The following is a 26042-nucleotide window of genomic DNA, read 5'->3' as shown; positions in this document are numbered from 1 at the left end:
CGTCACGCCGTCACGCCGTCGCGTCACCGGCTCCGTCGACCGCGCGGACGATCACCAGGAAGGTGTCCGTCGCGAGATCCATCACGACCTCGGCGGGCAGGCCCTCCAGACGCCGCGCATGCGCGAACTCCTCCGCCGGCCACGACCCGCGCGGCCCGCCGGCGGGAAAGCGTTCGAGCACCGTTCGCCCGTTCACCCTGCACCTCCATGTAGCGCTGTACTCGTAGAGTTAAACGCCAAGCATGGGGTGAACACCCCGCGAAGTAACGGTACTGAGACGCAGTTGACACGCGTTCAACGCCATCCGTGAGAAGAAGATCACACTTGCGGCCCATCCGCTCACTCAACGCTCCGACCTGCGCACATCTCGTGTCCGTCCGGCGGCGGCCCACCCGGTGTTCACTTCGCGTCCATCGGGCCTTTCCGCCCGCGCCGGCTACTCGCACTCGTCGTGGAACCGGATCCGGTCGCCGCCCGCGGGCGCGCCGAGGGCCGAGGCGCGCCCCGTGGGCTTCTCCCACCCCTCCCGGCGGCCCGGCGCGGTCAGATCCAGCAGGCCGGCGGTGGAGCCGAGGCCGTCCAGGCCGCGCCCGTACGTCGAGTAGGTGTGGAAGACGCGGTCGCGCTCCCGCAGGAAGCAGCTGAGGCCCGGCCGCTCCAGCGGCTCGCCGTCGCGCTCCACGGTGACCTCGAAGTCGCGGTTGAGGTCGCCGTCGCCGGACGAGTACCAAAGCAGCGTCCAGCCCATCCGCGCCTTGAACGGCAACAGCCGGGTGTACGGCGCCCGGGACACGGCCGCGAACGAGGTTCCCCGGGCGTGAAGATGGGTGAGATGCCCGATTTGGTCGAGGAAGGCGGCGCATCCGCGGCAGCCCGTGTCCCAGTCCGGCGCGAACATGAAGTGGTGGACGACGAGTTGGTCGCGCCCCTGGAACAGGTCCAGGAGGGTGGCCTTGCCGTCGCCTCCCTCGAAGGTGTACTCCGCCTCCATCTCCACCATGGGCAGCCTGCGCCGCTCGGCCTCTACGGGCGGAGGCCGGTACGGGCCAAGGCCTCGGCCGGCGGGGGCGTCCGGGGCTCGCGCCCGGCTCGTGGGCCGGTGTGCTCGCCGGCCCTTCCCAGGACGTCGAGGAGTTCGGTGAGGCGTTCGGTGTGCCGGGGGGTGAGGCTGCCCGAGTGGTCGAGGTGCACCGCACAGGCGGTGGTGGTGTCGACGAGGTGTTCGAGGGTGGCGGCGACGTCGTCCGAGCCCTCGGCGTGCCGGGCCGGCGCCGGGAGTTCGGCGGCGGCGAGGGTGACGGCCGCGCGGGCCTCGGCGAGGGTGCGGTAGGCCTCGCGGCGCAGTGTCCAGCGGGCGGCGTGGTCGCCGGACTCGCCGAGGACGTGGGCGAGGTAGGAGTGCGCGGCGTCGGTGGCCGAGGCGAGCCGGGCGCGTACCGCCCCGCCGCGCCCGCCCGGCAGCGGAACGTGGCCCACGATCAGCACGATCGCGCAGGCCAGCAGCGTCTCGCCGATCCGGCTGACGGAGGCCTGCGGTTCTCCGCCGGCCATGACGAGGGCGAGGACCAGCACGGTGGCGACGGCGGTCTGCGCGGCGAAGTGCCGGGTGGCGACGGGCAGGAGGGCGCCGCAGACGGCGACGAGCGCGACGAGCCCCTCCGGGCGCGGCAGCACGGCGGCGAGGGCTGCGAAGAGCAGGGCGCCGAGGACGGTCCCCGCGGCCCGGCACAGCACACGGGAGAGCAGCGGCCCGAGGTCGGGCTTGACCAGGAAGACCGCGGTGGCGGGCAGCCAGTACCCGTGCGCGTGCGGCCCGTACCAGCGGGTCTGGTGCAGTGCCTGGGCGACCGCGGCGGCCACGCCGAAACAGAGGGCGACCCGGGCTCCGTACTCGCGTCCGGCGGCGCCGAGCGCGGTGCGCAGCAGGTCGCGGGCGGTGCGGCGCCGGGTGTGCAGGTCTCCCCCGCCCTCCGCGCGGTCGAACGCCTCCGCGGCGCGCAGCAGGGCGTCGTCGAGGGCGCGCAGGCCGGGCGCGGACCGGTCGGGGGCCGGCAGCGGACCGGCGGTGCCGCTTGCGCGGACGGCGGCGGCCAGGCGGCGCGGTCCGGCCGAGGCGCGTCCGGCGCTCGTGTCCCCGGCCCAGGCGAGCGCGGTGGCGGCCTCGGCCAGGGGCAGCGCGGCGGCGTACCGGGCGTGCAGGCGCCGCTCGGCCGCGGAACCGGTGTGACGCCGCAGCCGGGGTCCGGTCAGGGCGTCCTGCGCGTGATCGAGGGCGGCGGTGAGCGCGGCACGCCGGGCGGTGGCACGGGGGCCGCCGACGGCGTCGAGGAGACCGGCGACCGCGTCGTACACGGCGGCCACGGCGGCCCGTTCCCCGTCGAACCGGAAGTCGCCGGCGAGGGCCCCCGGCGTGGGCAGCGCCAGCCGCAGGGCGAGCAGCCACCCGGCCCCCGCGAGGAAGGCGAGCGCCCTCAGCCATCCGGGCCCGGACAGGGGCATTCCGGCGCCGACGGCCGCGGCGACGAGGAGTTGCGTGCCCGCCCCGGAGGCGACGGGCCCGACCGCGCTGACGCTCCCGGCGCCCAGTGCGAGGAGGGTGAGCAGCAGGGTCAGCGGTACGGCGGACAGGTGGCGGCCGCCGTAGGTCCCGACGACGAGGCCGGCCGCCCCGGCGAGCGCGGGCACCCCGAGCCGCTCGACGGACGCGCGCCTGCTGCCGGGCCGGTCGTTGATCCCGGCGAGCATGGCGGCGAGGGCGGCGACCACGCCGAGGGCCGTGTGGCCGGTGTGCAGGGCGAGCAGCAGCAGCGGTCCGGCGGCGAGGGCGCCGCGGGTGACGGCGTTCCAGGGCACGGGCCCGCGCTGGGCGCGCAGGGCGTGGGCCAGCCAGGGCGGCAGGGTGAGGAGGGCGGAGTGCGGGTGGGGGCGCGCGGGACCGGTCGGGTCCGAGGCGTTACGGACAGCGGCACTACGGCGGGTGCGGGTGGCGGCACGGATGGTGCGGCGCGTCACGGGGCTCCTGTACGTCGGGACGAGGGCGTGGCTGGTGCCTTCGGGCGACGGTGACCGGGCTGCGCTGTGCGGTGCGAGGGGTGGTGCGAGGTGTGGTGCCCACGCTAGATCGCGTTCTTGGAGGCGAGGGAACGGCCGTATTTCCGGCGTGTGACGTTCCGGCCGGGTCGCGCGTTCTCGGGAAGGCCGACGCGGCCGGTGCCGCTCAGGACCGTTCCGCCGCCCGCCGTACGGCGCGGCCGAGCAGCGCCCCGGCGTCCGTGACCGCCCGGGTCAGTGCCGCGGGGTCAGCCGTCAGTGTGCCGAGGAGTCCGTCGACCTCGCGCAGTCCGGCGCGTACGAGGAGGCCCTTGTCGTTGGTGGTCCACTCGCCCCGCGCGGCCAGCACCGCGTGGGCCGTCTGGGTCGCGGCGAGGGCGATCGCGCCCGCGACCTGGGTGAGGGAGCCCTGCGGCGCGTGGCCCGCCTCGGCGTACCCGAGGGTGGCGGTGGCCAGGCCGTACCAGTGCCCGGGCGCGGACCGGCGCAGCGCCCGCGGATAGGCGGTGGGGCGGTTCAGCTCTCCCCTCAGCACCTGGTTGACGGCGAGTTCGGCGACGACCAGGTAGCTGGGGATTCCGGCGAGATGGAAGAGCAGCGGTTCCACCCGGAAGCGTCCCTGCTCCGCCTCCGCCCACTCGTGCGCGACGACGTCGAGGTCGCGGTAGTGCACGTCGACGCGGCGTCCGTCGATCGTCAGCCAGGCGCCGCCGTTGAACACCCCGCCGCCCCAGCCGCCGAGTTCGGACACCTCGCCCTCCCAGCCGACGGCGCGCAGGTCCGCGGGGTCGAAGCGGCCGCGGTAGTAGACGGCCAGGTCCCAGTCGCTGTCCGGCCGGTGCGTGCCCTGGGCCCGGGAACCGCCGAGGGCCACGGCCCGGACTCCGGGGAGGGCGGCGAGCCGGTCGGCCGTGGTGTCGAGGAAGGTCTCGTCCGTGAGGCGGGGCACGGGTGCGGCTCCAGGGGGCGGGGGCAGGGAAGCGAACGGCCGGGTTTCGAAAGTTCGAGGGCTCCTTCGGGGCCGTGGCGAGGTGCCCGGAGCCTACGCGGTACGGCGCCGGCGCCTCCACGGAATATCCGGGTGCGGCCGCGTCAGCGGGCCGGGATGATCGGGGAGTTGTGTGCGTCCCCGCATCCCCCGCCTCCCCTTCCAGGAGCCCTCATGATCCTGCGCCCCACCGTGCCCGGTCCGCTTCGGCCGGAGGCACGCGGATGACGGCGGCGCCTGGGCCGGTGGTCCTGCGCCGGGCCGGCGCGGCGGACGCCACGCCCGCCGCCGATGTCTGGCTGCGTTCCTTCTCCACCGCGCTGCCGACGGTCGTCCGGGCGCACTCCGACGACGCGGTGCGCGCCTACTTCCGCGACGTCGTGGTGCCGTCGCACGAGACGTGGGTCGCCGAGTCGGCCGACGACGGCAGGGTCGTGGGCGTCATGGTGCTCGCCGGTGACGAGCTCTCCCAGCTCTACCTCGACCCGGACTGGCGGGGGCGCGGCGTCGGCGACCGTTTCGTCGCGCTGGCCAAGGAGCGCGGGCCGCGGGGCCTGACCCTCTGGACCTTCCAGGTCAACGGACCCGCCCGGCGCTTCTACGAGCGTCACGGCTTCGTCGCCGCCGAGTACACGGACGGCAGCGGGAACGAGGAGCGGGAGCCGGACGTCCGGTACGTGTGGCGGCCCTGAGGGCGGGCCGGCCTCGTGCCGGACGTCGTAGCCGGGGTGCCGGAGCCGTGGCCCCGGGCCGGCGCGTCACGGTCGGTGGTGCGGGAGGCCCGCCGCGTCCGCCGCCGTGGTCAGGACGTCCCGGAGCATCGCGGGGGTGAGCCTGCCGGTGAAGGTGTTGCGCTGGCTGACGTGGAAGCAGCCGAAGAGGGTGAGCCCGTCCAGCGGCATCCGCGCTCCGTGGGCGAAGGCGGGCCGCGGGCGGGGCACCGTCCAGCCCGCCTCGGCGAACGCGGGCAGCGCGGCCTGCCAGCCGAAGGCGCCGAGCACGACGACGGCACGCAGCGTCGGCCGCAGCAGCAGCAGTTCCCGCACCAGCCAGGGCCGGCAGGTGTCCCGCTCACCGGGCGTGGGCTTGTTGGCGGGCGGCGCGCAGTGCACGGGCGCGGTGACCCGCACGCCGTAGAGCTCCAGGCCGTCGTCGGCGGAGACGGAGGTGGGCTGCGAGGCGAGCCCCACGTCGTACAGCGCCTCGTAGAGCACGTCGCCGGAGCGGTCGCCGGTGAACATGCGGCCGGTGCGGTTGCCGCCGTGCGCGGCGGGGGCGAGGCCGACGATCAGCAGCCGGGCGTCCGGCGGCCCGAAGCCCGGCACCGGACGGCCCCAGTACGTCCAGTCGGCGAAGGCGGCGCGCTTGGTGCGGGCGACCTCCTCGCGCCAGGCGACCAGGCGCGGGCAGGCCCGGCACCCGGCGATCCTCCGGTCGAGGGCGGCGATGCTGCTGTCCATGTCTTCACGGTAGGGCCGCCCGGGCGCCGGGACGGGACGGGTGGCCGGTCTCGCGCAAGAGGACGCCGGATGCCGGGCCCGGTGGCGGCTGGGGCGAAATCCTCGGGGGCGCCGGGGCCTCGGCGGCTAAGGTCGGATGCATGGCTTCCGAGGGTGACCAGGACAGGAACGGACCGGGACCGGGGTCCGCCGGGACGGAGGGCTCCGGCCCGGGCGGCCCGGCTCGGACCGCTGCCCCCGCACCGGCCGTGGACCCGAAGGTCGCCGCCGCTGTCGCGGCCGCCGAGGCGGCCGGTCCGGCGAGCGGTGAGACCGTGCGGATCGACAGCTGGATCTGGGCCGTGCGCCTGGTCAAGACCCGGTCGGTCGGCGCCACGGCCTGCCGGGGCGGGCACGTGCGGGTGAACGGTGAGCGAGTGAAGCCCGCCCACTCCGTGCGCGTCGGCGACGAGGTGCGCCTGCGGCACGAGGGCCGCGAGCGGGTCGTGGTCGTGACGCGGCTGATCCGCAAGCGTGTCGGCGCCCCGGTGGCCGCCCAGTGCTACATCGACGACTCCCCGCCGCCTCCGCCGCGCGAGACCGTCGCCCCCATCGGCATCCGCGACCGTGGAACGGGCCGCCCCACCAAGCGCGACCGCCGCGAACTGGAGCGCCTGCGGGGCATGGAGGGTCCGTCCCCCGAAGGACGGTGACCATGTGCGTGCCGGGCTCGCGGGTCGGCGCCCGCCGGTGTGTCCGGGGTCGCGGCACGGCCCGGTGGTCGGGTGTGTCCCGGGATCGCGGCCCGATGGCCGCGCGGCCGGCGGCCCCACCGTCACCCGCGGCGTCGGAGCAGCCGCAGCAGCTCGGCGTTGTGGCTCCGCCGTGCCCAGGCGATCAGGGCGAGCGGCACGATGAGCAGGAGCGGTGTCGCCGCGTACTGCCCGTCGAAGACGGTGAGCTGGACCACGAACGCGCCCACCATCAGCGCGCTCAGCGCCGTCGCCGCGACCGACTGCAGCACCGGGATCAGCAGCGCGACGGCCCCGGCCAGTTCCAGGGCCCCGATGACGTACATCCCGGTGCTGCCCCAGCCGATCCGGTCGAAGGACTCGACGGCCGACGGGTGGGCGATCAGCTTGGGCAGCGCGCTTGCGCCCGCGTAGAAGAGTGCGAGCAGCACCTGGACCACCCGCAGAGCGGCGCGGGCCAGGCGGCGGCCCCCGGAGGCGGTGCCGACGCGGTCTCGGGCGCTCGTGGTCCGGGCGGCGCCGTCCGGTGCGGTGGCCGTCGCGGAGGCGGACGCCGCGCCGGCCGGCCGACGGGAAGCGGTGTTCCTGGGCATGGGTGTCTCCTGGGGGACGCGGTCCGTCGTGCTGTCGCAGAGGTGGACCGGTCCTCGCCGCCGAACTCATCGCCCTCGGGCGGGCACGGCGCGCTCCCCCGTTGGTGAACTCGCCGCCGGGGAGTACGTTGCAGGCAGGAGTGGTGACCGGCGATGCGTACGGGCAGTGAGCCGAGGACCGCCCGCAGCGCCCTGCGGGCGCGGTTCTGGCTGAGTGTGTGGGGGCTGGTCTGGGCGGCCTTCGGTACGACCGTGTTCGCGCTGGTCGGAAGGCCCGGCTGGGCGGCCGCCTGCGGAGTGCTGCTGCTGGTGGTCGGGGTCGATCTGGCGGTGATCGTCCGGCACATCCGGCAGGGCCCGCACTACCAGCCGGGCCGCGACGTCCCGCCGTACTGGCCGCCGTGACACCCGCGCTCGCGGGGGAACGGACGCGGAAGGCGACGGCGACCGGTCCTCGGACCCCGATCCGCTCAGGCGCCGGCCCGCTGAGTCGCCGATCCGCTCGAGCCGCCGATCGGCTCAGGAGTCGAACTGGGCGCGCTGCAGGTACTGCGGCTTCGGGTCGAGGGCGGCCGCCAGCCGGAAGTGGCGCTTGGCCTGGTCGGGGCGGCCCTGCCGCTCGTAGGTGCGGGCGAGCGCGAAGTGGGCGAAGGCGTTGTCCGGCTCGCGCTCCAGTACGACCGTGAACTCCAGCTCCGCCGGACGAAGCTGGGCGGCCGCGAAGAAGGCACGGGCACGCAGCAGGCGGGCGGCCGTGTTCTCCGGGTGGGCGGCGATGACCCCGTCGAGCAGCTTCACCGCGCCCCGCGGGTCCCGGGCGGCGAGCAGTTGCTCGGCCGCACGGAAGTCGATGACATGCGTCTCCGGTGAGGGTCCGCTGGAACCGCTGATCTCGGGCACAGAAAATTCCTTCCCTCGCGGGAGGACTTCAACGCCCCGCGACGGCCACGCTATTCCCGGGGTCCGCCTCGCGGCGCGCGGGCCCGGCGCTCGAGTTCGGCCCACACCTCCCGCACCCGGCGGTGGAGCCGCTCCAGCGGTACGTCGTTGTCGATGACGATGTCCGCGACCTCCAGGCGCTTCTCGCGCGTCGCCTGGGCGGCCATGCGCGCGCGGGCGTCCTCCTCGGTCATGCCGCGCAGCCGGAGGAGCCGGTCGAGCTGGGTCTCGGGAGCGGCGTCGACGACGATCACGACGTCGTACAGCGGCGCGAGGCCGTTCTCCGCGAGGAGCGGGACGTCGTGGACCACCACGGCGTCCTCGGCGGCCGCCGTCTCCAGTTCGCGGGAGCGGGCGCCCACCAGGGGGTGCACGATCCCGTTGAGGACGGCGAGCTTCTCCGGGTCGGCGAAGACGACGGAGCCCAGCCTGGGGCGGTCCAGGCCGCCGTCCTCGGCGAGCACCTCAGGGCCGAACGCCTGGACGATCGCCGCGAGGCCGGGCGTGCCCGGGGCGACGACCTCGCGTGCGATGCGGTCGGCGTCGATCAGGACGGCCCCGCACTCCACGAGCAGCCGGGACACCTCGCTCTTGCCGGCGCCGATGCCGCCGGTCAGACCCACGGACAACATGAACGCGCCTCCACCTCACAACCCCCGCAGCGGCGGGGACGACTTGCCGTCTCCGATACCGCCGGTCGGGCCCGCCGGACGCCCCCGCGACGGCGGGGACGGGCGGGGCGGTCATCCGGCAGCGTAGCGGATCAGGCGTCGCCCTCCCGCTCCGCCAGGAAGCGCTCGAACTCGCGGCCGATCTCTTCCGCCGAGGGGATGTCGGCGGGTTCGGCGAGCATGTTGCCCCGGGTCTCGGCGCCCGCTGCCGCGTCGTACTGGTGCTCCAGGCCCTGGACGAGGGCGGTGAGCTCCTCGTCGCCCTCCCGGACCTGCCGCTCGATCTCCGTCTGCGTGCGGTGGGCCTCGGTGCGCAGGGCGTGGGCGATGCCCGGCAGCACCAGCCCGGTGGCGGAGGTGATGGCCTCCAGGACGGTCAGCGCCGCGTCCGGGTACGGCGACCGGGCGATGTAGTGCGGGACGTGCGCGGCGACGCCGAGGACGTCGTGCCCGGCCTCCATCAGGCGGTACTCCACCAGCGCCTCGGCGCTGCCGGGCACCTGGGCCTCCTCGAAGGGGCTGCGGTGACCCGGGACGAGGTCGCTGCGGTTGCCGTGCGGGGTCAGTCCCACCGGCCGCGTGTGCGGCACGCCCATCGGGATGCCGTGGAAGTTCACCGACAGGCGCACGCCGAGCCGCTCCACGATCTGGCGCACGGCGGCCGCGAAGCGTTCCCACTCCACGTCCGGCTCGGGCCCGGAGAGCAGCAGGAAGGGCGCGCCCGTGGCGTCCTGGACGAGGCGCACCTCGATGGCGGGGTCCTCGTAGCCGGTCCAGCGGTCGCGCTGGAAGGTCAGCAGCGGGCGGCGGGCGCGGTAGTCCACGAGCCGGTCGTGGTCGAAACGGGCCACGAGCTGGTGGGGCATCGAGTCAAGCAGGCGTTCGACGATCTGGTCGCCGGTCTCCCCCGCGTCGATGTATCCGTCGAAGTGGTAGAGCATGACGAGTCCCGCCGACTCCTGCGCGAGCGCCGTGTCGACGACGGCCAGGCCCTTCGGTTCCCATGCGTACAAACCCTGCGGATCAAGCACTGTGACCGCTCCTCCTCGTGTTCCTCCGGAACAACGTGGTGCGGGGCGCCCGCATTCCCAACAGGCTCCCTTTCACGGCTTCTTGCCGCACGACCGCGGCAACGGCTGCGGCCCGCACCCCCGGCTCGGGGGTGCGGGCCGCAGCCGCTTATTCAGCTACCGCCTGGGCGAGCGTCAGCTCTGGCCGCCGGCGAGCTTCTCGCGCAGGGCAGCCAGCGCCTCGTCCGACGCCAGGGCGCCGGAGTTGTCGCCGCCCTCGGACGAGTACGAACCGCCGGACGCGGCCGGAGCGGCGGCCTCGCCACCCTCGGCAGCGGCCTGGGCGTCCGCCTCGCGGGACTTGATGACCTGCTGCTGGTGCTGCTCGAAGCGGTGCTGCGCCTCGGCGTACTGGCGCTCCCACTCCTCGCGCTGCTTCTCGTAGCCCTCGAGCCAGTCGTTGGTCTCGGGGTCGAAGCCCTCGGGGTAGATGTAGTTGCCCTGGTCGTCGTAGGACGCGGCCATGCCGTACAGGGTCGGGTCGAACTCGACCGACGCCGGTTCGGCACCGAAGGCCTCGTTGGCCTGCTTCAGCGAGAGGCTGATGCGACGGCGCTCGAGGTCGATGTCGATGACCTTGACGAAGATCTCGTCGTTGACCTGGACGACCTGCTCCGGGATCTCCACGTGGCGCTCGGCCAGCTCGGAGATGTGGACCAGACCCTCGATGCCCTCGTCCACGCGGACGAACGCACCGAACGGAACCAGCTTCGTGACCTTGCCGGGCACGACCTGGCCGATCTGGTGGGTGCGGGCGAACTGCTGCCACGGGTCTTCCTGGGTCGCCTTCAGCGACAGGGAGACGCGCTCGCGGTCCATGTCGACGTCGAGGACCTCGACGGTGACCTCCTGGCCGACCTCGACGACCTCGGAGGGGTGGTCGATGTGCTTCCAGGACAGCTCGGAGACGTGGACCAGACCGTCGACGCCACCCAGGTCCACGAAGGCACCGAAGTTGACGATCGAGGAGACCACACCGGAGCGGACCTGACCCTTCTGGAGGGTCGTGAGGAACGTCTGGCGGACCTCGGACTGGGTCTGCTCCAGCCAGGCACGGCGGGACAGGACCACGTTGTTGCGGTTCTTGTCCAGCTCGATGATCTTCGCCTCGAGCTCCTTGCCCACGTAGGGCTGGAGGTCGCGGACGCGGCGCATCTCGACGAGAGACGCGGGGAGGAAGCCGCGGAGGCCGATGTCGAGGATGAGACCACCCTTGACGACCTCGATGACGGTACCGGTGACGATGCCGTCCTCTTCCTTGATCTTCTCGATGGTGCCCCAGGCACGCTCGTACTGGGCGCGCTTCTTCGAGAGGATCAGGCGGCCTTCCTTGTCCTCCTTCTGGAGAACAAGGGCTTCGATCTCGTCACCGACGGCGACGACCTCGTTGGGGTCGACGTCGTGCTTGATCGAGAGCTCGCGGCTCGGGATGACACCTTCGGTCTTGTAACCGATGTCGAGCAGGACCTCGTCCCGGTCGACCTTCACGATGACGCCGTCGACGATGTCGCCGTCGTTGAAGTACTTGATCGTCTCGTCGATCGCGGCGAGGAAGGCTTCCTCGTTACCGATGTCGTTGACCGCAACCTGCGGGGTGGTGGCGGTGGTCTCGGTGCTGCTCGTCATGTGGGAAAGGGCTCCGGTACGGACATTGAGTCGTAGGTACTGCTTACGCCGGGAGCCCGTTTCGCTCTGTAGAAGCCGGACAGCCAAGGAAGCGCCACGCAGAAAACGGTGGCGCCTCGACAACCGAGGGGACATACAACAGATGCGAGCGCAGCCTGCTACGTCTGAGGTGCGCAGGCCCGCAGCGCAACTTGTAGCATACGGGGGCAGCCGGGCAGGGTCAATGCGCGAAGGCGCACACCCGGGGCGGATCGCCGCATACCCGGCACAAAACCTGTCTCCCGAGGCCACGCGTGTCCCACGGCGACCGTGTCGCGACACCCCCGGACGGGTTGGACGGAAGAGTACGACGAGGGAGCCGATCATCCAAGAGCCCGAACCGTTCGAACCGGAGGCCACCCGCCGCGAGGCCGATGTGGCGGAGAGCGCCCGGGCCAACCGGGGCTGGTGGGACCGGAACGCGGACGAGTACCAGACCGACCACGGCACCTTCCTGGGCGACGACCGTTTCGTGTGGGGCCCCGAGGGCCTGGACGAGGTGGAGGCCGAGCTCCTCGGCCCGCCCGAGGAGCTGAAGAACAAGGAGATCCTGGAGATCGGCGCCGGCGCGGCCCAGTGCTCCCGCTGGCTGGCCGCGCAGGGAGCGCGCCCGATCGCCCTGGACATCTCCCACCGCCAGCTCCAGCACGCGCTGCGCATCGGCGGCTCGTTCCCCCTGGTGTGCGCCGACGCGGCCGCGCTGCCGTTCGCGGACGCCTCCTTCGACCTGGCGTGCTCGGCGTACGGCGCGCTGCCCTTCGTCGCCGACCCGCGGCTGGTGCTGCGCGAGGTGCGCCGGGTGCTGCGGCCGGGCGGCCGTCTGGTCTTCTCGGTGACCCATCCGATCCGGTGGGCCTTCCCGGACGAGCCCGGCCCGGAGGGGCTTTCCGTGTCCGGCTCCTACTTCGACCGCACGCCCTACGTCGAGCAGGACGAGGACGGGCGCGCGGTGTACGTGGAGCACCACCGCACCCTCGGCGACCGGGTCCGGGACGTCGTGTCCTCGGGCTTCCGCCTGGTGGACCTGGTCGAGCCGGAGTGGCCGGCCTGGAACACCTCGGAGTGGGGCGGCTGGTCCCCGCTGCGCGGCAGCCTGATCCCGGGGACGGCCGTCTTCGTGTGCCAGCGGGACTGAACGGGCGGCACGCGCGCGTACGGCCCCGCCGGCCGGGCACGGGGCACGCGCGGGACGCCCCGCTCGGCCGGCGTACGACACTGGGGACGTGATCCGTTACGACGCCCTGGACGCGCTGCCCGTGCGCGGCGCGCTGCCCGCCCTGAACGACGCCCTCGACGGTCACGGCACCGCGGTGCTCGTCGCGCCGCCCGGCACCGGCAAGACGACGCTGGTGCCGCTCGCGCTGGCCGGGCTGCTGGGCGAGGGGCCCGCGCGGCGGGTCGTCGTGGCCGAGCCGCGGCGGATCGCGGCGCGGGCGGCGGCGCGCCGGATGGCGTGGCTGCTGGGCGAGAAGCCCGGTGGGAGCGTCGGCCACACCGTGCGCGGCGAGCGCGTCGTCGGGCCCGACGCGCGCGTGGAGGTCGTCACCACCGGGGTGCTGCTGCAACGGCTGCAGCGGGATCCGGAGCTGGCCGGCGTCGACGTCGTCGTGCTCGACGAGTGCCACGAGCGGCATCTGGACGCCGACACGGTGGCGGCCTTCGTGTGGGACGTGCGGGAGACGCTGCGCCCGGAGCTGCGGCTGGTGGCCGCGTCGGCGACCACCGACGCGGAGGGCTGGGCGCGGCTGCTGGGCGGGGCGCCGGTGGTCGAGGCCGCGGGTGCCGCGTATCCGGTGGAGGTGGTGTGGTCTCCGCCGCCGCGTCCCGTACGGCCGCCGCACGGGATGCGCGTGGACCCCGCGCTGCTCGCGCACGTGGCGTCGGTGGTGCGGCGGGCGCTCGCCGAACGGACGGGGGACGTGCTCTGCTTCCTGCCGGGCGTGGGCGAGATCGCGCGGGTCGCCGGGCGGCTGGGGGATCTCGGCGGGGTGGAGGTGCTCCAAGTGCACGGCCGGGCGCCGGCGGCCGTGCAGGACGCGGTGCTGGCCGCTGGGCAGCGGCGGCGGGTCGTCCTCGCGACGTCGGTGGCCGAGTCCTCGCTGACGGTGCCCGGGGTGCGGGTGGTGGTGGACTCGGGGCTGGCCCGGGAGCCCCGGGTGGACCATGCGCGGGGGCTGAGCGCGCTGACGACCGTACGGGCCTCGCAGGCGGCTGGGCGGCAGCGGGCGGGGCGCGCCGGACGTGAGGCGCCGGGCACGGTGTACCGGTGCTGGGCGGAGGCCGAGGACGTAAGGCTGCCGCGGTTCCCGGCGCCGGAGATCAAGGTGGCCGACCTGACGGCGTTCGCCCTGCAGGCGGCCTGCTGGGGCGATCCGGACGCGTCCGGGCTCGCCCTGCTGGACGCGCCCCCGGGCGGGGCGATGGCGGCGGCGCGGTCGGTGCTGACGGCGGTGGCGGCCGTGGACCCGGCCGGGAGGGCCACGGAGCGGGGGGTGCGGCTGGCGCGGCTCGGGGTGCATCCGCGGCTGAGGCGGGCGCTGCTCGACGCGGCGCCGCTGGTCGGTGCCGAGCGGGCCGCCGAGGTGGTCGCGCTGCTCGGCGAAGAGGCGCCCCGGGAGTACGGAGACGACCTCGCGTCCGCGGTGCGCGGCGCGCGGCGCGGCGGCCCCGGGGACGCCTACGCGGCGCGCTGGCGCGCGGAGGTACGGCGCCTGCGCGCCGTCCTGACGGACGTCCCCCACGCCCCTGCGCGGGACGAGGCGGGGACCGACCCGGTCGGCTCCGGCCGCCGGGGGACGGATCCGCGCGGCGGAACGGAGCCGGAAGCGACGGACCGGCGCGGCGGAACGGAGCCGGAAGCGACGGACCGGCGCGGCGGCACGGGGCCGAAGGTGACGGACCGGCGTGGCGGCACGGGACGGCAGGGGGTCGATCGGCCGGGCGGGTCCGGACTTGAGGTGACGGACGGACGCGGCGACTCCGGACGGGAGGAGACGGAGCGGGACGGCCCGACGGGGCCGGAAGCGACGGACCGGCGTGGCGGCACGGGGCCGAAGGTGACGGACCGGCGTGGCGGCACGGGACGGCAGGGGGTCGATCCGGGCGGCGGGGCGGGACGGGAGGTTGCTGCCGGGCGGCGGGCCGGGGTGGCAGGGGCGGGAGCGGCCGGTGGACGGTTCGGCGCCGCGGGGGCGGGCGGGGGCGGGGCTCCGAGCGGGGGGCAGCCGGCTACGGACGAGTACGTCGCCGGGCTGGTCGCCGCGCTCGCGTTTCCCGAGCGGGTCGCCCGGCTCGACGCGGGGTCGTATCTGATGGTGTCCGGGACGCGGGCCGAGATCGCGGAGGGTTCCGCGCTGCGGGGCGTGCCCTGGGCCGCGGTGGCGGTGGCCGACCGTCCGGTGGGGCGGGCGCACGCGCGCGTGCGGCTCGCCGCCGTGGTGGACGAGGAGGTCGCGCGGTGTGCGGCCGGGGCGTTGCTGGAGGAGCGGGACGAGGTCCGATGGGGCGACGGTGACGTCGTCGCGCGCCGGGTGACGCGGCTGGGCGCGGTCGAGCTGGAGGCGCGCCCTCTGGCGGACCCGGCCCCCGCTCTCGTGCGCGAGGCGCTGCTCGACGGGCTCCGGCGGGAGGGGTGGCGGCTGCTGCGGTGGTCGCCGGAGGCGGACACGCTGCGGCAGCGGCTGGCGTTCCTGCACCGGCACCTCGGGGAGCCCTGGCCCGACGTGGGCGACGACGCGCTGCACGCGCGCGTGGCGGAGTGGCTGGAGCCCGAACTGGGCCGCGCCCGGCGGCGGGCGGACCTGGCGCGGATCGACGCCGGCCAGGTGCTGGCCCGGCTGCTGCCCTGGGCGTCCGGCGAGGCCGCCCGGCTGGACGAGCTCGCCCCCGAGCGGATCACCGTACCCAGTGGGTCCAGGATCAGGGTCGACTACGCGGACCCCGAGCAGCCCGTGCTCGCGGTGAAGCTGCAGGAGATGTTCGGGCTGGAGAGGTCGCCGGCCGTCGCGGGGGTGCCGGTGCTGGTGCATCTGCTCTCCCCCGCCGGACGGCCCGCCGCGGTCACCGCCGACCTCGCCTCGTTCTGGCGGGACGGCTACCGGTCGGTGCGGGCCGAGCTGCGCGGACGGTATCCCAAGCACCCCTGGCCCGAGGACCCGGCGGGCGCGGAGCCCACCCGGCACACCAACGCCCGGCTCAGGCGCTGACCGGCTCCGGCGCCCGGTCGGCCCGGCTCCGCTTCCGGCGCCTGAGCCGTAGCCGGCCGGCTGCCCGACAAGCGGGCGCGCCTGAGTTGATGCGTCGTCAGCGCCGGCAGCCTGGCGACGGCGGGCGAGAGGAGAACACGTCGTGCCCTACGTACGCGCGAGGGCGCCCCTCCGCCGTGGTGGCGGAGAGGCGCCCTCGCGGTGCCGCGTGTCCGGAACCTGGCCGGTGTTCAGGTCCGGGGCCGGTCCTAGGCGGAGGGGCTGGCGGACGGGCTGGTGGAAGGGCTGGGCGACGGGTCGGCCGAGGAGTCCGCCGCCTCGACCTTCAGCTCCACCGTCAGCGCGGCGCCGCCGGTGGTCTCGATGCGGAGCAGGAAGGTGCCGGTGGTGTCGTCCGCGTACAGCTTCGGCAGCGTGAGCAGCCCGTCGCCGTCGGTCCGGAGGTCCTTCAGGGAGCGGACGGGGTTGCCGTCGGCATCCTTGAAGAAGGGGCCCTTGTCGTTCTCGGCGGGGTCGTCGGCCGACTTGATCAGGGTGGCGGTCGCCGCGACCTTGTCCGCGACGGCCCCCTTGTAGGTGGCCTTCACCTGGACCTGTCCGGCGAACTCGCCGCCCGGGGTGCAGGTCGACGCATTGCCGTCGGTGCGGGTGAGGGTGTCGGCGGCGCGCGGGGTGACGGTGGCCGAGTAGTCGACGCCGTGGACGGTCCGGCCCACGACGAGGGTGCGGACGGTGAAGCCGCCCGTCGTCTCCCCGGCCTGGAGCGTGGGCGCGGTGGCGACGCCCGCGCTGTCGGTCACGACCGTGGCGACCTTCTCGCCGCCCGTGAAGACGGTGTCGGTGTCGCCGCTGATCGTGAAGCGGATCCGGACCTTGCCGACGCCCTTGCCGTCCTTGGTCTCGGCGCGTGTGCCGATCTTCTGGGCGAAATCGTGCCCGGCCATCGCGGTGAGCTTCGCCGTGCCCGCGTCCGCCAGGTGGTCCACCGTCTCGGTGGGCGTGGGTGACGGGGTCGGCGAGGACGGGCCGGACGGCGGGTTGGGCGAGGACGGCGGTGCCGGCGTGGACGGCGGGGGCGTGCCGGGAGCGCTCGGCTCGCCGGGCTTGCCCTTGCCGGGCTTGCCGGACCTGCCGGGCTTGTGGCTCCTGTTGGAGTGGGACGGCTTCGGCGTGGGCAGGCCGGAGCCGGCGCCGGGCGTGTCGTCGCTGCGGCCCGAGGGCAGGGTGCCCGTGCCGTCCGGGACGGAGTGGGTGCCCTTGCGGTAGTAGTCCAGCCAGGTCAGAACGGTGTGCAGATAGTCCTGGGACTGGTTGTAGCTGAGGATGGCGCGCTTGACGTCGGCGTCGACGGACAGGTCCCAGGCGTTGCGGCACAGGTAGTGCCCGGCGGCGAGGGCGGCGTCGTAGACGTTGTTGGGGTCCCTCTTGCCGTCGCCGTTGCCGTCGCGGCCCGCCCAGTCCCAGGTGGACGGGATGAACTGCATGGGGCCGACCGCGCGGTCGTAGGTGCTGTCGCCGTCGTAGGCGCCGTGGTCGGTGTCGCGTATGTGCGCGAAGCCCTTGCCGTCGAGGACCGGGCCGAGGATCGGCGAGAGGGTGGTGCCGGAGGCGTCGACGCGGCCGCCGCGGGCCTGACCCGACTCGACCTTGCCGATGGCGGCGAGGAGTTCCCAGGGCAGGTTGCAGCCCGGCTTGGAGCCGCGCAGCTCGTCCGCGGCCTTCTTGTAGGCGTCGAGGACGGTGGCGGGGATGCCGGACTCGGCCGGACCGCGGGAGACCGGAGTGCCGATGGTGGGCGCCGGGCTCGGGCTCTTGAGCGGCGGCAGGTCCGTGTAGTACGGCGAGTTGCCGGTCGCGCTGCCGTCGGCGCTCACGTCGGGAGAGGGGACGGCGCCGGCGGTGGGTTGTCTGCCGTGGTCGTCGGCCGTGACGTCCGGGGCCTGGGATGCGGACAGGGCCGCGACCGCTGCCGCGGCCACGGCGGTGGTCGCCGCTCCCTTGCGCAGCCTCCTGCCGAAATGCGCCGCCATGGAGTGAACTCCTCCCGTGGACGCCCGAGCGTCCGTCCGTGTCTGCCTGTACGCCCTGTTGTGACGGTTGACTCGTGCTACTGGTTGCCCTGGTGGGGCACTTCGGGTGTTCTGTCCGCGCCGTCGAGTGGGCCGTTCGCCTCTTCGACCGCGGCGGTGGACAGAGCGATCCAGGTGACCCTACGGCAACTTCCTTTGCGCCGGGACCCGTTCGCGCCCGGTTTTCACCGGTTGGCCACGTGCTGTTGCCCGAAGCGTCGCGGACGCGCCTCCCGCATACTGGACTTCGGTGATCAGCCGGGCCTTCCAGACCCGGGCGGAGTCCTCGGGGAGGGGCACGTTGCCGTTCACACTGAGCCATGCGGCGGCCGTACTGCCGGCGGTGCGCAGGGACGGGTCAGGGCGGGGGCGGCTGGTGCCCGCGGTGCTCGTGGCGGGTTCCTTCGCGCCCGACATGACCTACTACGCGGCGAGCGTGCTGCCCGGCGCGATGGAGTTCGGCACCGTCACGCACTCCTTCCCCGGGGTCTTCACCGTGGATGTGCTCATCGCCTGGGCGCTGGTGGGGCTGTGGCTGGTGGTGCGCGAGCCGCTGGTGGGGCTGCTGCCGCGGCACCGGCAGGGGCCGGTGGCGGCGCTGACGCGGTGCGGGGCGCCCCGCGCGCGCCCGCGGCCGTCGGCGGTGTCGTGGTGGTACGCCTCCGCGGCGCTGGGCGCGTCGACGCATGTGGTGTGGGACGCGTTCACGCACCTCGACCGGTGGGGGATGCGGGTGTTCCCGGTGCTGGGCAGCCTCCTGGCGGGCGCGCCCCTGTACTGGTACCTGCAGTACGGCGGCTCGGTGGTGGCCGCGGCCGGGATCGCCTGGTTCCTGGTGTACGCGCTGCGGCGGGCTCCGGCCGGGGAGGCGGTGGGGGTGGCGCGGCTGTCGGCCCGGGACCGCCGGCGGGCCGGGGCCCTGATCGGCGGGTGCGCGGTGGCCGGGGCGGCGCAGCGGGCCGCGGCGCAGTGGGCCCTCGGCGGGACCTCCGCCAAGCCGTGGGAGCTGGTGCCGACGCTGTGCTTCGGGGCGGGCGCCGGACTGGTGCCGGGGCTGCTGCTGTACGCCCTGGGCGTCAGGGCGTGGCGTCCGGCTCGGGTCCCCGGGGGTCGCCGTGGCCGGGCCGCGGATCCTGGCGGTCCCGGCGGGGCCGGTGCGCGGGCGGTCCGTCCGGTCCGTCGCTGACGGGGGTCGCGGGCACGACGAAGACGGTCAGGCCGCGCCTCGAGGACCGCCGGGGCGTGCGGGCCAGCCGGGGTCTCCGGGGCAGCCGGGCGAGGACGAGCGCGAGGTAGCCGCGGGCCACGTCGGCCCACAGCCGCCAAGGGGCCGTGCCGCCGGGGCCGGGCTCGCGGGGGGTGAGGCGGCGCCGGAGGGCGGTCGCGGCGCGGCGCAGGGTCGCCGCCAGGTCGGTGGGGATGCGGGCGGTGCTTGCGTCGGCCGCGAGGGCGGGGACCGGCTCAGGCGGTGCGGCGGGGTCCGCACCGCCGTCTGCCCGGGACACCGTCGGCCGGTGGTTGAGCATGCGTATACCCATGCCCGCATCCTGTCGGGCGGGGGTTGCGGCTGCGTTTCTGCGGGGGCCACGTGAGTGACGGGGTCTGCGGCGGCGGGGGCGTCACCGGGCTCGCTGCCCGAGCGTCGCCGGACCCGCCTCCCGGGCGCCACCGGGGATCCGGGAGCGGAGCTCGTGCGGCAGCCGAGGGAAAGGTCACGGGCAGGCGCCGAGCCGGACGAAGGCGCCCCCGGGCAGCACGCCGAATCCGAGCCGGGCCCGCCCCCGGGCAGGACGCCGCGAGAGGCGGAGGCGCCCCGAGCCGCCCACCAAGCCTGGGCGGAGGGTCCGCGCCGAGCCCGGCGCCGAGGCCACGTACCGGCACACCGGACCGGGCGGAGGGCCCCGGGCACCCGGTGCCGCGAGGCCCCCTCCGCCGGGCGGCGGGGCGGCGGGGTTAGTGCGCCGCGGACTCCCAGTCCGGGCCCACGCCCACGGAGACGTCCAGGGGTGCCCTGAGCCGGACCGCGCCGGCCATCTCGCGGCGGACGAGTTCCTCCGCCGCCGCCCGCTCCCCCGGGGCGATCTCCAGGACGATTTCGTCGTGGACCTGGAGCAGCATCCGCGAGGTGAGGCCGGCCTCGCGCAGCGCCCGGTCCACGTTCAGCATGGCGATCTTGACGATGTCCGCCGCCGTGCCCTGGATCGGCGCGTTCAGGGCCATGCGTTCCGCCGCCTCGCGGCGCTGGCGGTTGTCGCTGTTCAGGTCGGGCAGGTAGCGGCGGCGGCCCAGCAGCGTCGCCGTGTAGCCGGTCGCCCGCGCCTCGTCGACCACCCGGCGCAGATAGTCCCGGACCCCGCCGAAGCGCTCGAAGTAGGCGTCGATCAGGGCACGGGCCTCGGCCGCCTCGATGTTCAGCTGCTGGGAGAGGCCGAAGGCCGACAGCCCGTACGCCAGGCCGTACGACATCGCCTTGATCTTGCGGCGCATCTCCGCGTCCACCGCCGAGCGCTCCACCCCAAACACCTGGGAGGCCGCCGTGGTGTGCAGGTCCTCGCCGGAGGTGAACGCCTCGATGAGGCCCGCGTCCTCGGAGAGGTGGGCCATCACCCGCAGTTCGATCTGGCTGTAGTCCGCCGTCATCAGCGACTCGAAACCCTCGCCGACGACGAAGCCGCGGCGGATCGCCCGGCCCTCGTCGGTGCGGACCGGAATGTTCTGCAGGTTCGGGTCCGTGGACGACAGGCGGCCGGTGGCGGCGACGGTCTGGTTGAACGTGGTGTGGATGCGGCCGTCCGCCGCGATCGTCTTGATCAGGCCCTCGACGGTGACGCGCAGCTTCGCCTGCTCGCGGTGGCGGAGCATGATCACCGGCAGCTCGTTGTCCGTCTGGCCGGCGAGCCAGGCCAGGGCGTCGGCGTCGGTGGTGTAGCCCGTCTTCGTCTTCTTCGTCTTCGGCAGGGCCAGCTCGCCGAAGAGGACCTCCTGGAGCTGCTTGGGCGAGCCGAGGTTGAACTCGTGCCCGGCCGCCGCGTGCGCCTCCTTCACGGCCTGCTGCACCGCGCCCGCGAACATCTGCTCCATGGCCTCCAGGTGGGCCCGGTCCGCGGCGATGCCGTGCCGCTCCATGCGGGCGAGCAGGGCGGAGGTGGGCAGCTCCACGTCGCGCAGCAGGTCCGCCGCGCCGACCTCCCGCAGCCGGTCCTCGAAGGCCTGGCCCAGGTCGAGGATCGTGCGGGCCTGGATCATCAGCGCCTCGGCCTCGGCGCCGTCGTCCGCGCCGAAGGCGAGCTGCCCGTCGGCCGCGGCGGCGGGCGCCAGCTCCCGGTGCAGGTACTCCAGGGACAGCGCGTCCAGGTCGAAGGAGCGGCGGCCCGGCTTGACCAGGTAGGCGGCGAGCGCGGTGTCCATGGTGACGCCCTCGACGCGCCAGCCGTGCTCGGCGAAGACCCGCATGGCGCCCTTGGCGTCGTGGAAGACCTTGGGGCGGTCCGCGTCGGCCAGCCAGGACGCGAGCGCGGTCTCGTCGGCCTCGTCCAGCTGGGACGGGTCGAACCAGGCGGCGGCGCCGCCGGACGCGGCGAGGGCGATCTCGGCGACCGAGCCCGTGCCCAGCGCCCAGGCGTCGACGGTGGCGACGCCGAGGGCCTGCGTGCCGTGCTCGGCGAGCCAGGGGGCCACCTCGCCGGTGCCGAGCACGGTGCCGTCCAGCTCCACGCCCTCCGCCGCGATCGGGGTGGTCTCGGCCTCCTCGGCGCCCGGGTCGACGGCGAAGAGCCGCTCGCGCAGCGAGGGGTTGCGGATCTCCAGGGTGTCCAGGACCATCGCGACGGCCTTGCGGTCGTACGGGAGGCGCGCGAGGTCCGTGACCGTCTTCGGCAGCTCGACGTGCCGCTCCAGCTCGGTGAGCAGGCGGTTCAGCTTGACCGCCTCCAGGTGGTCGCGCAGGTTCTGCCCGGCCTTGCCCTTGACCTCCTCGACCCGCTCGACCAGTTCCGCGAAGGAGCCGAACTGGTTGATCCACTTCGCGGCGGTCTTCTCGCCGACGCCGGGGATGCCCGGGAGGTTGTCGGAGGGGTCGCCGCGCAGCGCCGCGAAGTCCGGGTACTGGGCCGGGGTCAACCCGTACTTCTCCACGACCTTCTCCGGGGTGAACCGGGTCAGCTCGGAGACGCCCTTGGTGGGATACAGCACCGTGGTGTGCTCGGAGACCAGCTGGAAGGAGTCGCGGTCGCCGGTGACGATCAGCACCTCGAAGCCCTCGGCCTCGGCCTGGGTGGCGAGGGTGGCGATGACGTCGTCCGCCTCGAACCCCTCGACGGCGAAGCGCGGGGCCTGCATCGCGTCGAGCAGCTCGCCGATCAGCTCGACCTGCCCCTTGAACTCGTCCGGGGCCTTGGAGCGGTTCGCCTTGTACTCCGTGAACTGCTCCGAGCGCCACGTCTTGCGCGAGACGTCGAACGCGACCGCGAAGTGCGTGGGCGCCTCGTCACGGAGGGTGTTGGCCAGCATCGACGCGAAGCCGTAGATCGCGTTCGTCGGCTGGCCCGTCGCGGTCGTGAAGTTCTCCGCGGGCAGCGCGAAGAACGCGCGGTAGGCCAGCGAGTGCCCGTCCATGAGCATCAGCCGGGGGCGGGCGCCGCCGGGGGTCTTGTCGGTCGTCTTCGATGCTGTTTCTGCCACGCCCCCGATCCTGCCACGCTCCACTGACAGCCGACCCCACGCACCGGCCGGGGCCGCCCGGCCCCGCTCGGGTGCCCGGCCCGGGGCGGGTGCTCCGGCGGCCCCACCCGGGCACCCGGCCCAGGGCGGGCGCCCCGCCGGCACGGCGCGGGCGACCCCGGCGCGGCCCCCGACGCGGGTCCGGACGCCGGCGGCGCGGGCGCCGGCGACGCGAGCCGGGCGACTGCGACGCCGGCACGGCAACGGCAACGGCAACGCCCCGGCACCGCAAGCCCCGACGCCCGGGCCCCCGGCCCGGCCGGGATAGGTGTCAGTACCACGTGGGAGTATGCGGAGACGTACTTCACACGTGCCGGCGAAGGAGAGCGCGCGATGGCAACGAGGCCGCCCAAGGCCGATCCGGTTCAGGACGCGCCGCAGGTCGCCGCGCCGCAGCACGCTGCGGCGGGACTGCCCGCGATCGGGCACACGTTGCGCATCGCGCAGCAGCAGATGGGGGTGAAGCGCACCGCGCTGACCCTGCTGCGGGTCAACCAGAAGGACGGCTTCGACTGCCCGGGCTGCGCCTGGCCGGAGCCGGAGCACCGGCACACGGCGGAGTTCTGCGAGAACGGCGCCAAGGCGGTGGCCGAAGAGGCCACCCTGCGCCGGGTCACCCCCGAGTTCTTCGCCGCGCACACCGTCGCCGACCTCGCCACCCGCAGCGGCTACTGGCTGGGGCAGCAGGGGCGGTTGACGCACCCCATGTACCTGCCCGAGGGCGGGGACCGCTACGAACCGGTCACCTGGGAGCGCGCCTTCGACATCGTCGCCGAGGAGATCGCCGCCCTCGACTCCCCCGACGAGGCCGTCTTCTACACCTCCGGCCGCACCAGCAACGAGGCCGCGTTCCTGTACCAGTTGTTCGCGCGCGAACTCGGCACCAACAACCTGCCCGACTGCTCGAACATGTGCCACGAGTCCTCCGGCTCGGCCCTGTCCGAGACGATCGGCGTCGGCAAGGGCAGCGTGCTGCTGGAGGACCTCCACCGGGCGGACCTGATCATCGTCGCCGGGCAGAACCCGGGGACGAACCATCCGCGCATGCTCTCGGCCCTGGAGAAGGCGAAGGCGGGCGGCGCGAGGATCATCAGCGTCAACCCGCTGCCCGAGGCGGGCCTGGAGCGGTTCAAGAACCCGCAGACGCCCAAGGGCCTGACCGCCGGCGCCGCGCTCACCGACCTGTTCCTGCAGATCCGCATCGGCGGCGACCAGGCCCTCTTCCGCCTGCTCAACAAGCTGATCCTGGAGACGCGGGGCGCGGTCGACGAGGAGTTCGTCCGCGAACACACCCACGGGTACGAGGAGTTCGCCGAGGCCGCCCGAGCCGCCGACTGGGACGCGACGCTCGCGGCGACCGGACTGACCCGCGCCGAGATCGAGCAGGCCCTGCGCATGGTGCTCGCCTCCGAGCGCACCATCGTGTGCTGGGCGATGGGCCTCACCCAGCACAAGCACTCCGTGCCCACCATCCGCGAGGTCGTCAACTTCCTCCTGCTGCGCGGCAACATCGGCCGCCCGGGCGCGGGCGTGTGCCCGGTGCGCGGCCACTCCAACGTGCAGGGCGACCGCACGATGGGCATCTTCGAGCGCCCCGCCCCGGCCTTCCTGGACGCCCTGGAGCGGGAGTTCGGCTTCGCCCCGCCGCGCGAGCACGGCTACGACGTCGTACGGGCCATCCGCGCGCTGCGCGACGGAGAGGCGAAGGTCTTCTTCGCCATGGGCGGCAACTTCGTCTCCGCCTCGCCCGACACCGACGTCACCGAGGCGGCCATGCGCCGGGCCCGGCTGACCGTGCACGTGTCGACCAAGCTCAACCGCTCGCACGTCGTCACTGGCGCGCGGGCCCTGATCCTGCCCACGCTCGGCCGCACCGAGCGCGATCTGCGGGGCGGCGGCGAGCAGTTCGTCACCGTCGAGGACTCCATGGGCATGGTGCACGCCTCCCGGGGCCGGCTGGAGCCGGCGAGCGCGCACCTGCTGTCCGAGCCGGCCATCGTGTGCCGGCTGGCGCGCCGGGTGCTCGGCGAGGGCAGCGCGGTGCCGTGGGAGGAGTTCGAGAAGGACTACGCCGCGATCCGCGACCGGATCGCCCGGGTGGTCCCCGGCTTCGAGGACTTCAACGCGCGCGTGGCCCGGCCCGGCGGGTTCGCCCTGCCGCACGCCCCGCGCGACGAGCGCCGCTTCCCGACCGCCACCGGCAAGGCCAACTTCACCGCCGCGCCGGTCGAGCACCCCGAACTGCCCGAGGGGCGGCTGCTGTTGCAGACGCTGCGCTCGCACGACCAGTACAACACCACGATCTACGGTCTCGACGACCGCTACCGCGGCATCCGGGGCGGCCGCCGGGTGGTGCTCGTCAGCCCCGAGGACGCCGCCGCGCTCGGCGTCGCCGACGGGTCGTACGTGGATCTCGTCAGCGAGTGGAAGGACGGCGTGGAGCGGCGGGCGCCCGGCTTCCGGGTCGTGCACTACCCGACGGCGCGGGGGTGCGCGGCGGCGTACTACCCGGAGACCAATGTGCTGGTACCGCTGGACGCCACCGCGGACACCAGCAACACCCCGGCCAGCAAGTCCGTGGTGGTGCGTCTGGAACAATCGGCGGCCGACTGAGCGTTTGCTCAGTGACGAGTGGCCGATGCCGACGAACGGAGCCTGTCCATGGGCGAGCAGCAGCACGTGAAGTTCCCGCAGGAAGTCGTCGACGAGTACGCCACGCTCGGCGTCGACCTGCAGGCTCTGTTCTCGGCGGGCCACCTGGGCACGCGGATGGGTGTGCAGATCCTGGAGGCGTCGGCCCAGCGCGTGGTCGGGACGATGCCGGTGGAGGGCAACACCCAGCCGTACGGGCTGCTGCACGGGGGCGCCTCCGCAGTGCTCGCCGAGACCCTGGGATCGGTGGGGTCGATGCTGCACGGCGGCACCTCGAAGATCGCCGTCGGCGTCGACCTGAACTGCACGCACCACCGCGGGGTGCGCTCGGGCCTGGTCACCGGCGTCGCCACTCCCGTGCACCAGGGCCGCTCCACGGCGACGTACGAGATCGTGATCAGCGACGAGGAGGGCCGCCGGGTCTGCACCGCGCGGCTGACCTGCATGCTGCGGGACGTGCGGCCGGGCGACGAGGCCCACGTGCGCACCGCCGACTGAGCCGCGCCCACGACACACACCCCCTCCGGGGACGGGGCGGGGGTGGCGGTCCGCGGCACCGCGCCGGCCCGCCACCCCCGCCCCTTCTCCGTTCCCCTCCGCGCCATTTGCCCCGATTCGTACCCCTCCCCCACCGTCTCCCCAGGAGACTGCGGCCACGGGCGGAACCGGACCGGCCGACCCGTCAACTCCCCTACCGCGCAAGGTCTTTTCCACTCCACGGTCACCGTCGACGACGGCAGAAAAGTCCCCCGGAACGCCGCGGGTGCCGCATTCACGCGTCTCACGGACCGGACCTCCCCCGGCCCGACTTCCCGTCAAAGCGGGGAGAACCCACAAGATCACCGTGGAGATATCCGTATCCGACTGTTCGGGACTGCCCCTGAATGCGGACCTTCCCTTTCTGCACGTAACGCTGCGTAACACGGGCGCAATGCGGCCCCCTGACCTCCCCTCCGACGGCACCCGTCCCGCCGCCCCTTTTCGGGTGCTTCACGCCGCCTGCGACCAGCCATCGGCCCCTCCCGGCCCGCGCCCAACCGGAAGTGCGGATTCTCAAAATGTGGACCGAGGGGAAATTCCGCCAAACCGGCCGAGAGCCTCCTTCGATCCGGCGCATCCCGGGGCACGTCATAACAAGAAAGTCACAAGGGAGCTCGCGGCGCTGCCCATGTCCGCATACCGGGCTTAGAGTCACGGCCAGTCACCGCTCCATCGGGAGTTCGGTACCA

General features: G+C 74.3%; 20 protein-coding genes and 1 pseudogene. 8 read left to right on the top strand and 13 right to left on the bottom strand.

The window, feature by feature from the left end; all coding sequences use genetic code 11:
- Positions 1 to 10: 10 nt before the first annotated feature.
- The 4 genes and pseudogenes from ACIPM1_RS02945 to ACIPM1_RS02930 form a co-directional block, all read right to left on the bottom strand.
- Positions 11 to 196: a hypothetical protein gene (locus ACIPM1_RS02945; RefSeq protein WP_356191504.1), complete on the bottom strand. Its 186-nt coding sequence runs from the start codon at positions 194 to 196 to the stop codon at positions 11 to 13.
- Between the two features lie 240 nt (positions 197 to 436).
- Positions 437 to 1027: pseudogene (locus ACIPM1_RS02940) on the bottom strand (DUF899 family protein); the annotation flags it as partial.
- The gene (locus ACIPM1_RS02935) at positions 1024 to 2853 is read right to left on the bottom strand and encodes an FUSC family protein (RefSeq protein WP_402428179.1); all 1830 of its coding nucleotides are present in this window, start codon (positions 2851 to 2853) and stop codon (positions 1024 to 1026) included. The pseudogene ACIPM1_RS02940 and the gene ACIPM1_RS02935, both read right to left, overlap by 4 nt.
- 364 nt (positions 2854 to 3217) lie before the next feature.
- A complete protein-coding gene (locus ACIPM1_RS02930; protein WP_402428015.1) occupies positions 3218 to 4000 on the bottom strand; it encodes a nucleotidyltransferase family protein in 783 nt (260 codons plus the stop codon).
- A gap of 263 nt (positions 4001 to 4263) precedes the next feature.
- Here ACIPM1_RS02930 and ACIPM1_RS02925 point away from each other — a divergent pair, with 263 nt between their 5' ends.
- Positions 4264 to 4731, top strand: a complete 468-nt coding sequence (locus ACIPM1_RS02925; RefSeq protein ID WP_402428012.1) for a GNAT family N-acetyltransferase — start codon at positions 4264 to 4266, stop codon at positions 4729 to 4731.
- Between the two features lie 66 nt (positions 4732 to 4797).
- Here the strand turns inward: ACIPM1_RS02925 and ACIPM1_RS02920 are convergent, their stop codons facing one another.
- Positions 4798 to 5499: a uracil-DNA glycosylase gene (locus tag ACIPM1_RS02920; RefSeq protein ID WP_402428009.1), complete on the bottom strand. Its 702-nt coding sequence runs from the start codon at positions 5497 to 5499 to the stop codon at positions 4798 to 4800.
- Between the two features lie 140 nt (positions 5500 to 5639).
- Between ACIPM1_RS02920 and ACIPM1_RS02915 the strand changes: the two genes are divergently transcribed.
- Positions 5640 to 6191 carry an RNA-binding S4 domain-containing protein gene (locus ACIPM1_RS02915; RefSeq protein WP_402428006.1) on the top strand — a complete coding sequence of 184 codons (552 nt, stop codon included), beginning with the start codon at positions 5640 to 5642 and terminating at the stop codon, positions 6189 to 6191.
- A 122-nt stretch (positions 6192 to 6313) separates the two neighbouring features.
- Here ACIPM1_RS02915 and ACIPM1_RS02910 read toward each other — a convergent pair whose 3' ends face one another.
- Positions 6314 to 6823 carry a DoxX family protein gene (locus ACIPM1_RS02910; protein ID WP_402428003.1) on the bottom strand — a complete coding sequence of 170 codons (510 nt, stop codon included), beginning with the start codon at positions 6821 to 6823 and terminating at the stop codon, positions 6314 to 6316.
- Between the two features lie 153 nt (positions 6824 to 6976).
- Here ACIPM1_RS02910 and ACIPM1_RS02905 point away from each other — a divergent pair, with 153 nt between their 5' ends.
- Positions 6977 to 7228: a DUF6343 family protein gene (locus ACIPM1_RS02905; RefSeq protein ID WP_356191491.1), complete on the top strand. Its 252-nt coding sequence runs from the start codon at positions 6977 to 6979 to the stop codon at positions 7226 to 7228.
- A gap of 114 nt (positions 7229 to 7342) precedes the next feature.
- Here the strand turns inward: ACIPM1_RS02905 and ACIPM1_RS02900 are convergent, their stop codons facing one another.
- The 4 genes from ACIPM1_RS02900 to rpsA form a co-directional block, all read right to left on the bottom strand.
- Positions 7343 to 7723, bottom strand: a complete 381-nt coding sequence (locus ACIPM1_RS02900; protein WP_356191489.1) for a tetratricopeptide repeat protein — start codon at positions 7721 to 7723, stop codon at positions 7343 to 7345.
- A 50-nt stretch (positions 7724 to 7773) separates the two neighbouring features.
- The gene (gene coaE, locus ACIPM1_RS02895) at positions 7774 to 8394 is read right to left on the bottom strand and encodes a dephospho-CoA kinase (RefSeq protein WP_402427999.1); all 621 of its coding nucleotides are present in this window, start codon (positions 8392 to 8394) and stop codon (positions 7774 to 7776) included.
- A 131-nt stretch (positions 8395 to 8525) separates the two neighbouring features.
- A complete protein-coding gene (locus ACIPM1_RS02890; protein WP_356191483.1) occupies positions 8526 to 9464 on the bottom strand; it encodes a PAC2 family protein in 939 nt (312 codons plus the stop codon).
- A 174-nt stretch (positions 9465 to 9638) separates the two neighbouring features.
- Positions 9639 to 11129, bottom strand: coding sequence for a 30S ribosomal protein S1 (rpsA, locus tag ACIPM1_RS02885; RefSeq protein ID WP_356191480.1), 1491 nt, complete (start codon positions 11127 to 11129; stop codon positions 9639 to 9641).
- A 223-nt stretch (positions 11130 to 11352) separates the two neighbouring features.
- On the opposite strand from rpsA, the gene ACIPM1_RS02880 reads away from it, so the two are divergent.
- A complete protein-coding gene (locus ACIPM1_RS02880; RefSeq protein ID WP_402427996.1) occupies positions 11353 to 12303 on the top strand; it encodes a class I SAM-dependent methyltransferase in 951 nt (316 codons plus the stop codon).
- An 88-nt stretch (positions 12304 to 12391) separates the two neighbouring features.
- Positions 12392 to 15373 (top strand): ATP-dependent helicase C-terminal domain-containing protein, encoded by a 2982-nt coding sequence (locus ACIPM1_RS02875; RefSeq protein WP_402427993.1) that lies wholly within the window; start codon positions 12392 to 12394, stop codon positions 15371 to 15373.
- 248 nt (positions 15374 to 15621) lie between these two features.
- On the opposite strand, the gene ACIPM1_RS02870 is transcribed toward ACIPM1_RS02875, so the two are convergent.
- On the bottom strand, positions 15622 to 17403 hold the full coding sequence (locus ACIPM1_RS02870; RefSeq protein WP_402427990.1) for a lytic transglycosylase domain-containing protein: 1782 nt from the start codon (positions 17401 to 17403) through the stop codon (positions 15622 to 15624).
- Between the two features lie 340 nt (positions 17404 to 17743).
- Here ACIPM1_RS02870 and ACIPM1_RS02865 point away from each other — a divergent pair, with 340 nt between their 5' ends.
- Positions 17744 to 18628 (top strand): DUF4184 family protein, encoded by an 885-nt coding sequence (locus ACIPM1_RS02865; RefSeq protein ID WP_402427987.1) that lies wholly within the window; start codon positions 17744 to 17746, stop codon positions 18626 to 18628.
- Here ACIPM1_RS02865 and ACIPM1_RS02860 read toward each other — a convergent pair.
- Together ACIPM1_RS02860 and polA are read right to left on the bottom strand one after the other, a co-directional pair.
- Positions 18519 to 18980, bottom strand: coding sequence for a hypothetical protein (locus ACIPM1_RS02860; protein WP_402427984.1), 462 nt, complete (start codon positions 18978 to 18980; stop codon positions 18519 to 18521). The genes ACIPM1_RS02865 and ACIPM1_RS02860 overlap by 110 nt on opposite strands.
- A gap of 415 nt (positions 18981 to 19395) precedes the next feature.
- Positions 19396 to 22122 (bottom strand): DNA polymerase I, encoded by a 2727-nt coding sequence (gene polA / locus ACIPM1_RS02855; protein ID WP_402427981.1) that lies wholly within the window; start codon positions 22120 to 22122, stop codon positions 19396 to 19398.
- Between the two features lie 372 nt (positions 22123 to 22494).
- Here polA and ACIPM1_RS02850 point away from each other — a divergent pair, with 372 nt between their 5' ends.
- Entirely contained in the window at positions 22495 to 24774 is a 2280-nt protein-coding gene (locus ACIPM1_RS02850) for an FdhF/YdeP family oxidoreductase (protein WP_402427978.1), read from the top strand.
- A 48-nt stretch (positions 24775 to 24822) separates the two neighbouring features.
- The gene (locus ACIPM1_RS02845; RefSeq protein ID WP_356195522.1) at positions 24823 to 25311 is read left to right on the top strand and encodes a hotdog fold thioesterase; all 489 of its coding nucleotides are present in this window, start codon (positions 24823 to 24825) and stop codon (positions 25309 to 25311) included.
- The last annotated feature ends 731 nt before the right edge of the window (positions 25312 to 26042 follow it).

It is taken from the genome of Streptomyces sp. NPDC086766 (genome assembly GCF_044746005.1).
Lineage (GTDB): Bacteria > Actinomycetota > Actinomycetes > Streptomycetales > Streptomycetaceae > Streptomyces.
The sequence above is the reverse complement of the archived record's forward strand: the minus strand, read 5'-3'. Positions and strand labels throughout refer to the sequence as shown.